The 13,782-nt window shown below is 67.4% G+C and carries 12 protein-coding genes; 3 read left to right on the forward strand and 9 right to left on the reverse strand.

The genetic code is table 11. From position 1 onward, the window contains the following. Window positions 1-21: 21 nt before the first annotated feature. Window positions 22-1,020, forward strand: coding sequence for an LLM class flavin-dependent oxidoreductase (locus GR303_RS00625; RefSeq protein ID WP_161721473.1), 999 nt, complete (start codon window positions 22-24; stop codon window positions 1,018-1,020). Window positions 1,021-1,166: 146 nt separating this feature from the next. On the opposite strand, the gene GR303_RS00630 is transcribed toward GR303_RS00625, so the two are convergent. The 4 genes from GR303_RS00630 to GR303_RS00645 all read right to left on the reverse strand — a co-directional run bounded on the left by GR303_RS00630 (window position 1,167) and on the right by GR303_RS00645 (window position 5,017). Then, window positions 1,167-2,009: an ABC transporter permease gene (locus GR303_RS00630; protein ID WP_161721474.1), complete on the reverse strand. Its 843-nt coding sequence runs from the start codon at window positions 2,007-2,009 to the stop codon at window positions 1,167-1,169. Then, complete coding sequence (locus tag GR303_RS00635) at window positions 2,006-2,953, reverse strand: ABC transporter permease (protein ID WP_161721475.1); 948 nt, start codon at window positions 2,951-2,953, stop codon at window positions 2,006-2,008. Before GR303_RS00635 ends, GR303_RS00630 begins: the two co-directional genes overlap by 4 nt. Window positions 2,954-3,103: 150 nt before the next feature. After that, on the reverse strand, window positions 3,104-3,514 hold the full coding sequence (locus GR303_RS00640; RefSeq protein ID WP_161721476.1) for an endonuclease domain-containing protein: 411 nt from the start codon (window positions 3,512-3,514) through the stop codon (window positions 3,104-3,106). Window positions 3,515-3,535: 21 nt separating this feature from the next. After that, window positions 3,536-5,017 carry an ABC transporter substrate-binding protein gene (locus GR303_RS00645; RefSeq protein WP_161721477.1) on the reverse strand — a complete coding sequence of 494 codons (1,482 nt, stop codon included), beginning with the start codon at window positions 5,015-5,017 and terminating at the stop codon, window positions 3,536-3,538. Window positions 5,018-5,179: 162 nt separating this feature from the next. Here GR303_RS00645 and GR303_RS00650 point away from each other — a divergent pair, with 162 nt between their 5' ends. Next, window positions 5,180-5,467 carry a DUF2218 domain-containing protein gene (locus tag GR303_RS00650; protein WP_161721478.1) on the forward strand — a complete coding sequence of 96 codons (288 nt, stop codon included), beginning with the start codon at window positions 5,180-5,182 and terminating at the stop codon, window positions 5,465-5,467. Window positions 5,468-5,492: 25 nt separating this feature from the next. Here the strand turns inward: GR303_RS00650 and GR303_RS00655 are convergent, their stop codons facing one another. The 4 genes from GR303_RS00655 to GR303_RS00670 form a co-directional block, all read right to left on the reverse strand. Continuing rightward, the gene (locus GR303_RS00655) at window positions 5,493-6,020 is read right to left on the reverse strand and encodes an ankyrin repeat domain-containing protein (protein ID WP_161721479.1); all 528 of its coding nucleotides are present in this window, start codon (window positions 6,018-6,020) and stop codon (window positions 5,493-5,495) included. A gap of 71 nt (window positions 6,021-6,091) precedes the next feature. Continuing rightward, complete coding sequence (locus tag GR303_RS00660) at window positions 6,092-6,841, reverse strand: SDR family oxidoreductase (RefSeq protein ID WP_161721480.1); 750 nt, start codon at window positions 6,839-6,841, stop codon at window positions 6,092-6,094. Between the two features lie 167 nt (window positions 6,842-7,008). Further along, window positions 7,009-8,481: an aldehyde dehydrogenase family protein gene (locus GR303_RS00665; RefSeq protein ID WP_425487087.1), complete on the reverse strand. Its 1,473-nt coding sequence runs from the start codon at window positions 8,479-8,481 to the stop codon at window positions 7,009-7,011. Continuing rightward, window positions 8,478-10,106 (reverse strand): ABC transporter ATP-binding protein, encoded by a 1,629-nt coding sequence (locus GR303_RS00670; RefSeq protein ID WP_161721481.1) that lies wholly within the window; start codon window positions 10,104-10,106, stop codon window positions 8,478-8,480. Before GR303_RS00670 ends, GR303_RS00665 begins: the two co-directional genes overlap by 4 nt. Window positions 10,107-10,241: 135 nt before the next feature. On the opposite strand from GR303_RS00670, the gene GR303_RS00675 reads away from it, so the two are divergent. Continuing rightward, window positions 10,242-11,669, forward strand: coding sequence for an aldehyde dehydrogenase family protein (locus GR303_RS00675; RefSeq protein ID WP_161721482.1), 1,428 nt, complete (start codon window positions 10,242-10,244; stop codon window positions 11,667-11,669). Here the strand turns inward: GR303_RS00675 and GR303_RS00680 are convergent. After that, window positions 11,653-13,716, reverse strand: a complete 2,064-nt coding sequence (locus tag GR303_RS00680) for a sensor histidine kinase (protein WP_161721483.1) — start codon at window positions 13,714-13,716, stop codon at window positions 11,653-11,655. The two genes, GR303_RS00675 and GR303_RS00680, sit on opposite strands and share 17 nt — an antisense overlap. Between the last annotated feature and the right edge of the window lie 66 nt (window positions 13,717-13,782).

Consider the following 13,782-nt stretch of genomic DNA (forward strand, 5'->3'; position numbering starts at 1 on the left):
AGACGCTTTCCAAGGAAGCCCATGCCGCCCTTCTCCGTTCTCGACCTCGCGCCCGTGCCCGAGGGCTTCACCCCGGCCGATGCCCTGCGCAATACGCTCGATCTGGCGCAGCACGCCGAAGCCTGGGGCTACAACCGCTTCTGGCTCGCCGAGCACCACAACATGGTGGGCATCGCCAGCGCGGCGACGAGCGTGGTGATCGGCCATGTGGCCGCGGGCACCCGGACGATCCGGGTGGGCGCGGGCGGGATCATGCTGCCGAACCATTCGCCGCTGGTGATCGCCGAGCAGTTCGGCACCCTGGAGGCCCTGCATCCGGGGCGCATCGATCTCGGTCTCGGCCGGGCGCCCGGCACCGACCAGCGGACGCTGCGGGCCCTGCGCCGCGATCCCACCGCCGCCGATACCTTCCCGCAGGACGTGCTGGAGCTGCAGGCGCTTTTGGGGCCCGTTCAGCCGGATCAGGCGATCCAGGCCGTGCCGGGGGCAGGCTCCGACGTGCCCCTCTGGATCCTGGGCTCCAGCCTCTTCGGGGCGCAGCTTGCGGCCATGCTGGGCCTGCCCTATGCCTTCGCCTCTCACTTCGCGCCGGGTGCCCTGATGCAGGCGCTGCAGGTCTATCGGGAGCGCTTCCAGCCCTCGGCCCAGCTCGACCAGCCCTATGCGATGGTCGGGGTCAACGTGATCGCGGCCGACACGGACGAGGAGGCGCGCCGTCTCTTCACATCGGCGCAGCAATCCTTCACCAACCTGTTCCGCGGCGCCCGCGGCAAGCTCCAGCCGCCCATCGACGACATCGAGAGCTACTGGACGCCGCAGGAGAAGGCGCAGGCCATGTCCATGCTCTCCTGCTCCTTCGTCGGCTCCGCGCAGACCGTGCGCGCGGGGCTGGAAGGATTCATCGCCCAGACCGGCGCGGACGAGCTGATCGTCGCCGCCGCGATCTACGACCACGGCAAGCGCCTGCGCTCCTACGAGATCCTCGCGGATGTGTGGAAGGCGATGAGCAAGGCGGCTTAGAACGCTCGACAACTCTCCTCCCTCATCCTGAGGAGCAGACGAAGCCTGCGTCTCGAAGGAGTTTCCAGAGAGCACTGGAGGCTCCTTCGAGACGGTCGCTCAAGCGACCTCCTCAGGATGAGGTTGAGTTCAGTCTTTTCATACTCTCAAGCCCCTGCACCTCGCCCCTTCAGCGTCGGATCCAGGGCATCGCGCAAACCGTCGCCGAGAAGGTTCAGGCCCAGCACCGAGAGCGCGATGGCGATGCCCGGCGCGATGGCGAGGTGCGGAGCCTGCGAGAGATAGGTCTGCGCGTCGCTCAGCATCCGGCCCCAGCTCGGGTTCGGCGGGCGCACGCCGAGGCCCAGGTAGCTCAGGCCCGCTTCCGTGAGGATCGCGAGCGCCAGCTGGATCGTCACCTGCACGATCAGGGCGCCCGCGATGTTGGGCATCACGTCTTCCCAGGTGATCCTTAAGGGATGCTTGCCGATGGCGCGCGCCGCCGCGATGTAGTCGAGGGTCCAGACCTGGAGCGCGACGCCCCGGGTGACGCGGGCGAATACGGGCACGTTGAACACCGCGATCGCCAGGATGGCGGCGAGAGGCCCGGAGCCGACGAGCGCGCCGATCATGATCGCCGAGAGCACCGCCGGGAAGGCGAAGACCACGTCCGACACGCGCATGGCGATCTCGTCCGCGAGGCCCTTCCAGGCGGCGGCCGCGCAGCCGATGGCCGTGCCGATGGCGGCGCCGAGAAGAACCGCGGGCCACGCGATGGCGAGCGAGTTCCAGGCGCCGACCATGAGGAGCGATGCGACGTCGCGGCCGAAATGATCCGTGCCGAGAAAGCCCACCTCGCCGGGCGCTTTCAGGCGCAGCGCGACGCGCACGCGGGTCGGCACCTCCGGCGTCCAGGCGAGCGACACGAGGGCGGTGACGACGAGCAGCGCCGTGAGGATGCCGCCGGCCACGAGGGCGGCATTGAGCGGAAGACGCGCACGCTTCGTCATGCCCGGCTCCGCAGGCGCGGGTCGAGGATGGCGTAGCCGATGTCGACCAGGAAGTTCACCACGATCACGAGGCCGGAGAAGATCAGCACGATGTCCTTGATCACCACGAGGTCCCGCTGGTTGAGCGCCTGATAGGCGAGGCGCCCGAGGCCCGGCAGGTTGAACACGTTTTCCACCAGGATCGCGCCGCCGAAGAAGAACGAGAGCTGCAACCCCAAGATCGTCGTCACGGGAATGAGCGCGTTCGGCACCACGTGGCGGCGAAGCGTCGATCCCCTGTCGACGCCCTTGGCGCGGGCGGTGCGCACGAAATCCGCGCCGATCACCTCGAGAGTGGCCGAGCGCGTCACACGGGTGAGCACCGCCGCCTGGGGCAGGGCGAGCGCGATTGCGGGGAGCAGCAGCGCCTGGAAGGCCGGCCCGATGCCGGCGCTCCAGCCGGGAAAGCCGCCGGCGGGAAACCAGCCGAGCCAGGTGGAGAAGAACAGGATGAAGAGCAGGCCGATCCAGAAGTTCGGCACCGCGACGCCCATCTGGCTGAACACCAGCACCGCGCGGTCCACCACCCCGTCACGGCGCGCGGCGGCGGCCACGCCCAGGGGCAGGGCGATGGCGGTGGAGATGAGGATGGCGAGCAGGCTTAAGGGAAGCGTCACCGTCATGCGCTCGGCGACCAGCGTCGAAACCGGCATCTTGTAGGTGATGGAGGTGCCGAGATCGCCGTGCAGGATCCCGCCGATCCACTGCAGGTAGCGCAGCAGCGCCGGCCGGTCGAGCCCGAGCTCCTGCCGCAGGGCCGCGAGCGTATCCTCCCGCGCCGCCGTGCCGAGCATGATGGCGGCCGGATCGCCGGGGAGGACCTCCAGGATCAGGAAGATCGCCAGCGACACGAACAGGAGCGTCACGACGAGCGAGACGAGGCGGGAGAGGATGAGGCGGAGCATGAGTTTACGCGCGGCCTGCCCCCTCCCCCTTGCGGGGAGGGGTAGGGGTGGGGGTGGTATAGCTGGGTGAGCCCCGCGCGGAAATGTGCACTGTATCGTCCTTGTGCTCTCTCCTGCGAAAGCGATGCCCTGACTTTGCGACCCCCACCCTCAATCCCTCCCCGCAAGGGGGAGGGAACCCGCGTTCAACGCGGCCAGAATCGTGTCCAGAACACTCTCGATCGCAGTCATCACTTCCCTGTTCGTGAACCGGATGACCCGGAAGCCATGGCTGTTGAGATAGCTTGTTCTGTGCTCATCGTGAACAGCCTTGGCATCGTACCCATGCTGATGACCATCGACCTCGACGACAAGTTTCGATGTGAGGCAGCAAAAGTCCGCTACATAAGGCCCAATTGGAACCTGACGGCGAAAGTGCCCTTTCTCAAGGGGCAGACGTTGCCGCAGATGCCACCAGAGTTTTCTATCAGGTTCCGTGAGGTTCCGACGCAAAGAACTCGCACGATTCCGTTGCCTCTTTGAGGGCCTCTTCGACAGGTCTGTGATCCAGGCCTTTGTCATGGCTCTGCCTAAACCGGCAGATCACTCCGTCCACGAAACCTCGGTCACGTCGTTGGACGGGATCGGGGAGTTCTCCCACAGGCCCTGCACCTTCGCGTTCCACACCCCGAGCTTGGGCAGCTGGAACAGGAAGAGGGCCGGCACGTCCTCGGCGAGGATCTTCTGCGCCTCGGCGTATTTGGCGAAGCGCGCCTTCTCGTCCGTGGTCTTGGAGGCCTCGGCGATCAAGGCTTTGAACCTGTCGTTCTTGTAGTTGAAGTAGTAGTTGTCGCGGGCGAAGATCTCGATGTCCAAGGGCTCCGTATGGGAGACGATGGTCACGTCGTAATCCTTGTTGCGGAAGACCTCTTCGATCCACTTGGCCGGGAACTCCGTGGGGACGATCTTCAGCTCGACGCCCACCTCCGCCAACATGGCCGAGAGCAGCTCCGCCGAGCGGCTGGCATAGGCCATCTGGGGCGACTTGATGGTGATGGAGAGCCCGTTGCCGAAGCCCGCCTCCTTCAGGAGCGCCTTCGCCTTCCCCACGTCGTAGGGAACGACGTTCGTGGTGTCCACGAAGGCCGGATGGTTGGGCGAGAAGAAGCTGCCGATCGGCTTGCCGAAGCCGGAATAGGCGCCCTCGATCAGCGCCTTGCGATCGACCGCATGCATGAGCGCGCGGCGCACGCGCACGTCGTCGAAGGGCTTTTTCGCGCTGTTGAGGCCCGCGACCGTCTCGCCCTCCGTGTTGCCGGCCACCGCCTTGAAGCGGGTGTCCTTCTGGAACGCGGCGAAGAGCTCCGGCGCACCGAGATTGGGGAAGGCGTCCACATCGCCTGCGCGAAGGGCGGCAACTTGAGCCTGCGCGTCGCTGATGAAGCGGAAGGTGACGCTTTCCAGCTTCACCTTGTCCTTCTGCCAGTAATCGGGGTTCTTGGTCAGCTCCACCCGGTCGCCGCGGGTCCAGGACTTGAACTTGAACGGCCCGGTGCCGACCGGGTTGGAGGCGTTGGCGGCCGCCGTCTCCGGCGCCACGATCACCGCATCGCCCCAGCCGAGATAGTAGAGGAAGTTGCCCGAGGTCTCCTTCAGCTTAATCACCACGGTGGCGGGATCGGGCGTCTCGATGTAGGCGATGGGCGCGAAGATCTGCTTCTGTGCGTTGGTGGATTTCGGGTCGCGGGCGCGGTCGAAGGCGAACTTCACGTCGGCGGAGTCGAAGCTCGTGCCGTCATGGAACTTCACGCCCTCCTGCAGGCGGAACGTGTAGGTCAGCCCGTCCGGAGAGACTTCCCAGCTCTTGGCGAGCAGGGGCTGGACCTTGCCGTTCCGGTCGATCCGCACCAGGCCCTCGTAGAGATTGACCCAGGTGACCTCGCGGATGGCGACCGGGGCGGCGATGGTCGGATCGAGGCCCGGCGGCTCGATGGGCATGCCCACCACCAGGGAGGTCTTGGCGGCCAAAGCCGGAAGAGCGCTGACGGAGAGGAGGAGGGCGGCGGTCAGAAAACGCTTCGTCATCGGGCTTGAACTCCATCCGGTTGGTCCGCAAAAGGCCGCGGGTCGCCTCAGCTTACGCAGGACCGCGCCGGATGGAAGACCGTCATTACCGATTGTTCACTTAACTTGGGCGGCCGAGGGGCCTATGCCGCTGAGGGATGCTGGCCAAGGAAAGGCATTGAGATGGCTCATGAAACCGCACGGGTGCCCACGACGAGCGGCGCCCGCTACCTCCAGCAGCTCTGCAAGCACTGGAGCCACACGCTGGATGTCGAACTGTCCGAAACCGAAGGAATCGTCCGGTTCCCGGCTGCCGTGGCCACCATGACGGCGGATCCCGAGGCCCTCACCGTGACAGTGGAAGCGGAGGACGACGGGACGCTCCAACGGATGAAGGGCGTGGTCGGCTCGCATCTCGACCGCTTCGCCTTCCGGGAGGCGCCGCTTCCGTTCGAATGGAAGGCAGGCTGAGGCAGTCGTCTCAGCCTGAAAGCCGCTACTCCGACCGAAGACCCACCAGCCTTCGCAGCGCTTCGGCCCCCCGGACGCGGCCGAGGTATTCCGCTTCCTCGAGCGGCGTTGCGCATTCGTCGATCCGGGTGCGGGCGTTCGGATCGGCCCCGCGCTGCAGCAGGATCTCGACGGCCGCCGCATCGTCCATGCACGCCGCCTGATGGAGCGGCGTGTAGTCGTTCACCCCGCGCTGCTGGATATCAGCCCCATAATCCAGCAGCAGCTTCAGGCGCTCATGCCTGTCCGGCTGAGGCGAGTCGAGGGCGGAGAAGAGCGAGGGAAACCCGTTGCCCGGATAGTTCGGATCGGCTCCGAGCTCCAGAAGCTCCTTGACCAGGGAAAGGGGGCCATGAACGATGGCATGGTCGAGGCAGTACTCCTCGAAAATCGTGATTTCATAAGGAAGCTGGCCATTGGGGAAGTTCGGCGGATCGCCGAGGAGAGCCCGGATGGCCTTGAGATCCCCGGCCTCGATAGCCTGATGAAATGCCAGCGACAGTTTCGGATCCATCCAGCCAACCCTTCCCGTACGGGTTGCCGGCGAGGCCCCGAACTCCTGTCACGGTATAGCATGAGTTCGGCTTAGATGCACCGGCCTCCGTCCACCTCCAGCACCACGCCGGTGATCATGCTGGCCTCGTCGGAGGCGAGGTAGAGGGCGGCGTTGGCGATGTCCTGCGGGGTGGAGAAGCGGCCGAGCGGGATCGAGCTGACGAAGAGCTCGCGCTTCTGCGGCGTGTCCTCGCCCATGAAGGTGGCGAGCAGCGGCGTATCGCCGGCGACGGGGGCGAGCGCGCAGACGCGGATCCTGTGGGGGGCGAGCTCCACGGCCATGGACTTGGTCATGGTGTGCACGGCGCCCTTGGTGCTGTTGTACCAGGTGAGGCCGGGGCGCGGGCGCAGGCCCGCAGTCGAGCCCACATTGATGAACACGCCGCTGCCCTGGGCCTGCATCAGCGGCACCGCGGCCTTGGCGAAGAGATAGATCGACTTCACGTTCACCGCGAAGACCCGGTCGAACTCGTCCTCCTCGACCTCCAGCATCGGGCGGTTGCGGTGGCTGATGCCCGCATTGTTGACGACGATGTCGAGCTTGCCGAAGGCGGCGACGGTCTTCTCCACCGCCGCGTTCACGTCGGCCGCCTTCGACACGTCGGCCGCAAGGCCGATGGCGCCGGCGCCGATCTCCCCGGCGGCGCTCCTGGCGGCGGCTTCGTTGATGTCGACGATGGCGACCTTCGCACCCTCGCGGGCGAAGGTCTGCGCGATGCCCAGACCGAAGCCCGACCCGGCGCCCGTCACGAGCGCCACCTTGCCTTCAAGGCGATTCATGGTTCTTCCCTACCTTTGTGACTGTCGTTTTGTCATACTCCGCCCTCATCCTGAGGAGCGGACGAAGTTTGCGTCTCGAAGGAGCCTCCAGTGCTCTCCGGATCCTCCTTCGAGACGGTCGCTCAAGCGACCTCCTCAGGAGGAGGGCAGTGTTTTCCAAACCTGCTTTATCCGTGCGCGACGACGAGCGTGCGGGTCGTCGTGAACTCGATCAGGCCCTCGAAGCCCTTCTCGCGGCCATGGCCGGAACGGCCGAAGCCGCCGAAGGGCAGCTCGATGCCGCCGCCGGCGCCGTAGCAGTTCACGAAGACCTGGCCGGCACGCATGGCGCGGGCGACGCGGGGCGCACGCATGGCATCCCGGGTCCACACCCCGGCCGCAAGCCCGTAGGGCGTGCCGTTGGCGAGCCGGATCGCCTCCGCCTCGTCCTCGAAGGGGGTTGCCACCAGCACCGGGCCGAAGACCTCCTCCTGCGACAGGATGCTGTCGTGCGGCACCGGGGCGAGGAGGGCGGGGGCCACGTAGTAGCCGCCGGGGGGCGCATCGAGGCACACGACGCCCTCCGCGACGATGGAGAGTCCCTCGTTGCGGCCGCGCTCCAGGTAGCCCATCACGCGGCGCTGCTGGGCCTGGTTGATCATGGGGCCGAGATCCGGCTCGCGCTCGGGATGGCCGGCGCGCAGGGTGCGGAAGCGCTCGGCGACCGCATCGACCACGTCCTGGAAGATGCCGCGCTGGATCAGCAGGCGGCTGCCGGCCGAGCAGGTCTGGCCGCCGTTCTGGATGATGGCGCTGACGAGGGTGGGCAGCGCCCGCTCGAGATCCGCATCGTCGAACACCAGCTGCGCCGACTTGCCGCCGAGCTCGAGGGTGACGCCCACATGGTTCTTGGCTGCTGCGATCTGCACCGCCGTGCCGGTCTCGGGGCTGCCGGTGAAGGACAGGAAGTCGATGCCCGGGTGGCCGGCGAGCGCCGCGCCCGCCGTGCGGCCGAGACCCGTCACCACGTTCAGCGCGCCGTCGGGCAGGCCGGCCTCGCGGGCGAGCGCAGAGACGCGCAGGATCGTCAGCGAGGCGTCCTCCGCCGGCTTCACCACCGTGGCGTTGCCGGCGGCGAGCGCGGCGCCCACCGAGCGGCCGAAGATCTGCATCGGGTAGTTCCAGGGGACGATGTGCCCCGTCACCCCGTGCGGCACCCGCTCGACGCCGACGAAATGGGTGTTGAGATAGGGGATCACGTCGCCGTGCAGCTTGTCGGCGGCGCTGCCGTAGAACTCGAAATAGCGGGCGAGCGCGATCGCATCGGCGCGCGACTGGCGCAGGGGCTTTCCGTTGTCGCGGCTTTCCAGCAGCGCAAGCTCGTCGGCCCGGGCTTCGATCAGGGTCGCGAGCTTCATGAGCAGGCGCCCGCGCTCGGTGGCGGTCAGCCTGCCCCAGGCGCCGTCGAGAGCCGTGCGCGCAGCCGCGACGGCCTCGTCGATATCCTGGGGCGTTCCGGCTGCGATGCGGGCGAAGAGCGAGCCGTCGACGGGCGAGAACACGTCGAGGGTCATGCCGTCCGAGGCGGGGCGCTCGCGCCCGCCGATGAGATTCTGGAACACCATGTGGGGCGCGATGGGCGCGCGGACCTGATCGTTCACGGGGCGTCTCCCTCAATCATCCTGTTCATGCCCGGCACGGCGGCCAGGAGCTGGCGGGTATAGGCATCCCGCGGATGCGCGAAGAGTTGCGCGGTTTCGGCCATTTCGACAATCCGACCTTTTTGCATGACAGCCACGCGGTCGCAGATCTGGGCGGCGACCCGCAGGTCGTGGGTGATGAACAGGATGGCTAGCCCGAACTCCTCCTGAAGCCCTTTCAGCAGCTTCAGGATCTCGGCCTGGACCGACACGTCGAGGGCCGAGACGGCCTCGTCGGCCACCAGCACGTCCGGCCGCATGGCAAGCGCGCGGGCGATGCCGATGCGCTGGCGCTGGCCGCCGGAGAACTCGTGCGGGTAGCGGTCCACGGCCTGGGCCGGCAGGCCGACCTTCTCCAGCAGGATTTTGGCCACGTCCAGCGCCTTCTCCGGACTCTCGCCTTGCGTGACCGGCCCTTCGGCGATGATCCGGCCCACGGTGCGGCGCGGGTTGAGGGAGGCGAAGGGGTCCTGGAACACCATCTGGATCTTGCGCCGGTGGGGCCTCAGGCTGCGCTGGGAGAGGGCTCCGAAGGACACATTCCCGATGGCGATGGCGCCGCCGTCGGGCTCGATGAGCCGCAGGACGCAGCGCCCGACCGTGGACTTGCCGGATCCGGACTCGCCCACGAGCCCGAGCGTCTCGCCGCGGCGGATGCTGAAGCTCACCGCATCCGCCGCCTGGACCTCGCGGCCTTTGCGGAAGAAGCCGCGCCCGCCATAGGTTTTCGTGAGGCCGTCGACTTTGAGCGCGACGGGCTCGCCCGCCAGAACCTTCGGCGCGGGCGGGGTCAGGGACGGCACCGCTGCCAGCAGCCGCCTCGTATAGGGGTGCTGCGGGCGGGTGAGCACCTCCTCGGCCGTTCCTTCCTCCACGAGTTCGCCGTGCTGCAGCACGGCGACCCGATCGGCGATCTCGGCCACCACGCCGAAATCGTGGGTGATGAACAGCACCGCCGTGCCCTTCTTGCGGCGCAGGTTGTCCATGAGCCTGAGCACCTGCGCCTGGGTGGTCACGTCGAGCGCGGTGGTCGGCTCGTCGGCGATCAGGAGCTTCGGCTCGAGCGCGAGGGCCATGGCGATCATCACCCGCTGGCGCTGGCCGCCGGAGAGCTCGTGCGGATAGGCCTTCGCGATCAGCTCCGGGTGCGGCAGGTTGACCTCGGCGAGGAGGTCGAGCACGCGGCGCTCGCGCTCGGCAGGCGTGAGCAGGCCATGGGCGCGAAAAGTCTCGGCAATCTGGTCCGCCACCCGCATCACCGGGTTCAGCGAGGTCATGGGCTCCTGGAACACGGTGCCGACCTCCCGGCCGCGCACGTCGCACCAGCCCGCCTCGTCGAGGGAGAGAAGATCGCGTCCGCCGAGCCGGATCGAGCCTGCGAGAACCTCGACTCCCCGCGGCAGCAGGCCGATGGCGGCCATGGCGGTCATGGACTTGCCCGAGCCGGATTCGCCCACCACGCAAAGGGTCTCGCCCGGGTTGATGGAGAGCGACACATTCCGGATCGCGTGCTGCCTATCGGCCAGGGCGGGCAGGCCGATGGAGAGGCTCTCGATCGACAGCACGGGGGAGGGGCCGTTCACCATCAGACTCCTGCGCGGGTGGCAAAGGGTTATCCTTGCCATCTCTCACGCTCCGTCAATCCGTCTCCTCCGCCCTCATGTTGAGAATGGTGTCCGCTCCGCCATATGATGGCCTGACCCAAGGCGGAGCCCCAGCACGTGCACGATGCCGTTCCCGATCCCGTGAGGGACAGGCTGCAGATCTGCTTCCAGGCGCAGCGGCGCGCCCTTGCGGATGAGGGGGCGCTGTCGCCCGAACGGCGGGACGAGGCGCTCGCACGGCTCGCCGAGGCCATCGTGCGCCATGCGGACAGCTTCGCGAAGGCCGTCGCTGCGGATTTCGGGCACCGCTCCGCGCACGAGACGAAGCTGGCCGATCTCTACCCGGTCGTCGCCAGCCTGCGCCACGCGCGAAAAAACTTCCGCCGGTGGATGAAGCCGCGGCGGCGTCCGATCCGGCTCATGTTCCAGCCCGGATCGGGGCGGGTTCTCTATCAGCCTCTCGGCATGGTGGGCATCGTGAGCCCCTGGAACTACCCGGTCCAGCTCGCGCTCTCGCCGCTCGCGGGAGCGCTGGCGGCCGGCAACCGCATCATGCTCAAGCCGTCGGAGCTGACGCCGCGCACCTCCACGCTGCTGGAGGAGGTGATGGCGGAGGTCTTCGATCCCGCGGAGGCGGCCGTCGTGCAGGGCGGGCCCGACGTGGCGCGGGCCTTCACGCGCCTTCCCTTCGACCATCTGCTCTTCACCGGCTCCACGGCCGTGGGGCGCCAGGTGATGCAGGCGGCCGCCGAGAACCTCGTGCCGGTGACGCTGGAGCTGGGGGGCAAGTCGCCGGCTCTCGTGGCGCCGGATTTCCCCCTCGCCAAGGCGGCGGAGCGGATCGCCGTCGGCAAGCTCTTCAATGCCGGCCAGACCTGCATCGCGCCCGACTACGTGCTCGTGCCGCGCGAGCGGGAAGAGGCCTTCGCCGCGGCCTATGGAGCAGCGGTCGCAAGGCTCTACCCGACGCTTGCGCAAAACCCCGACTATACGGCCATCGTCAGCGAGCGCCACTACGAACGCCTCCGCCGCCTGGTCGCCGATGCGGAGGAGCGCGGCGCGTCCGTGCACGAGATCAATCCGGCGGGCGAGGCCCTCGACCCCGCGCAGCGCAAGCTCGCCCCCGTGGTGCTCACCGGCGTGCCGGACCATGCGCAGGCCATGCGGGAGGAGATCTTCGGGCCTGTGCTTCCGGTCGTGGGTTACGACGACGTCGAGGGCGCCTGCCGCTTCGTCGGCGCCCGGCCGCATCCCCTGGCGCTCTACGTGTTCAGCCATGACGCGAGCACGGTGGACCGCGTGCTGGCCAGGACCCGTTCCGGCGGGGTCGCGGTCAACGAGACGCTCCTGCATTGCGTGCAGGAGGAGCTGCCCTTCGGCGGCGTGGGCGCGAGCGGCATGGGCGCCTATCACGGCGAGGCGGGCTTCAGGACCTTCAGCCATGCCCGCTCCGTGTTCCGCCAGGCGCGCATCAACGGCGCCGGCATGACGAAGCCGCCCTATGGCAGCCGCATGAACCGCCTCCTGTCTATGCTGCTGCGCTAGCCGCCTGTCCGAGGGGCACGGAGATGTCGTAGGCCACGCCGCTCTCCGCGAAGTTGAGCACGATGTAGCCCCCGAGCTCGCCCTCGATGCTGCGGCGGATCAGGCGCGAGCCGAAGCCCTGGCGCTTGGGCGGCGCCACGGGAGGACCGCCGCTCTCGGTCCAGTGGATGCGCAGCTGGTCCGGCCGGTCTTCGTAATGGACGATGGCCCACGTCATTTCGAGGCGGCCCGCATTGGTGGAGAGCGCGCCGTACTTGGCGGCATTGGTCACCAGTTCGTGCAGGACGAGGCCGAGATTGATGGCATAGCGCGCCGGCAGCTTCACGTCCGGCCCCTGCAGCACGACGCGCTCGTCGCCGGGCTTGCGGTAGGGGGCGAGCTCCTGCTCCGCCACGTCCCGCAGCTCCGCCTCGCGCCAGGACTGGCGTGTGAGCAGGTTGTGCGTCTTCGACAGGGCGAGCAGGCGGCCCTCGAAGGCTTCCCTGAACTGCTCCGGCGTTTCGGTGGTGCGCAGGGTCTGGGAGGCGATGGACTGCACCGTGGTCAGGGTGTTCTTCACCCGGTGGTTCAGCTCGTTGAGGAAGAAGCGCTGCTGCTCCTCCGCATGCTTCTGCTCGGTGATGTCGTGGAAGATGCCGACGAAATAGACCGGCCGCTTGTGCGTATCGAGGAACACCCGGCCCTTGGAGTTGATCCAGCGGATGCTCCCGCTCGGGTGCCGGATGCGGTACTCGTCCTCGTAGTCGCCCAGGCTCTTGATGGCGGCACGCCACTTCTGGACCACGCGCTCCATGTCGTCGGGATGGATAATTTCCTGCCATTCCCTGGGGTTCATCGAGGAGGTGGCCTCGGGCAGGCCGATCATGGCGGCCGCCCGCGCCGACAGGGCGCCGACATTCTTGTCGGGATCGTACCACCAGGTTCCCATATGGCCCGCCTCGAGGGCGAGCCGGGCCCGTTCCTCGCTGAGCTGAAGGGCCTGCTGGCGTTCGTCCACATCGTCCATGAGATCGTTGAACGCCCTGGCGAGAATGCCGAACTCGCCGGATTTTCCGGGAAGCGAGATGCGCGCCCGGTAGTCCCCCCGCCGCCACGCCTGGATGCCGTCGGTGATCTGCTCGAAAGGCCGCGTGATGAAGGCTCGGCTGAGCAGGGCGGACAAGGACAGCGCCATGATGAGCGCCGCCGCGATCAGCATGAAGCCGCGCTGGGCCGCCTGGTTGATCGACGCGAAGGCGACTTTTGTCGACAAGCCGACATTGATGTAGATGTCCTTCGGCGGCAGATCGAGAGGGATGTAGCCCACGATCCGCTTCATCCCGTCGATGCTCAAGGTCTCGGCCGTGCCGGCGGATTTCGCCCGCGCCTGAACGAGATAATCCTGCGGCAGCAGCTTTCCGAGCATTCGCTCCGGATGAGGGTCCTGCACGATGACGATGCCGTTCCGGTCGGCAATGGTCACGGATCCCTCTTGGGGAACGGTGCGCTCCTTCACCTTTTCGGCCAGCCACCTCAGGTCCAGCGCCGCAGCCAGGACACCGACCACGTCGCCCCTGTCGTTCCAGATCGGCAGAGCGAGGGGGAGAACGGGATGAGGGGCGAGGCCGCCTTCATCGAAGACCGGCGTGTACTCGCCGATGACGAAGCCCCTGTTGCCCAGGGCATTGTGGAAGTAGCGGCGGTCCGCGAAGTAGTGCTGCGTGTCGATGGTGCCGGTCGGCCGGCAGCGGATATGCCCGCTGATGTCCATCGCCACGATGGAGAGAATATAGGGCACCCGCTCCTGGATGGCCTTCAGATAAGGACTGCAGGCGGCCGTATCGAACGTGCGGATGGACTGCGTTTCGTCCACGGCGAGCAGGAGACCCTGGACTCCGTCGAAGATCCGCTCGAGCTCCGCACCCACCACTTGAGCCTGCCGGATGGCGAGGTCGTTCACCTCCGCCTCCCGGGCCCGGCGAAGGGAGACTTCAGTGTAAGTCCAGATGACGATGGCCGGCAGGACCGAGATCAACGCCAGGAGGAGCAGACGCTTCGTCAGTGTCATGCAAACGCTCAGCTTGTCCTCAGCAGGGGAGCACAAAGATCGAGGACCGTCCACCCCGTAACAGAC

It is taken from the genome of Microvirga arsenatis (assembly GCF_009910705.1).
GTDB classification, from domain to species: domain Bacteria; phylum Pseudomonadota; class Alphaproteobacteria; order Rhizobiales; family Beijerinckiaceae; genus Microvirga; species Microvirga arsenatis.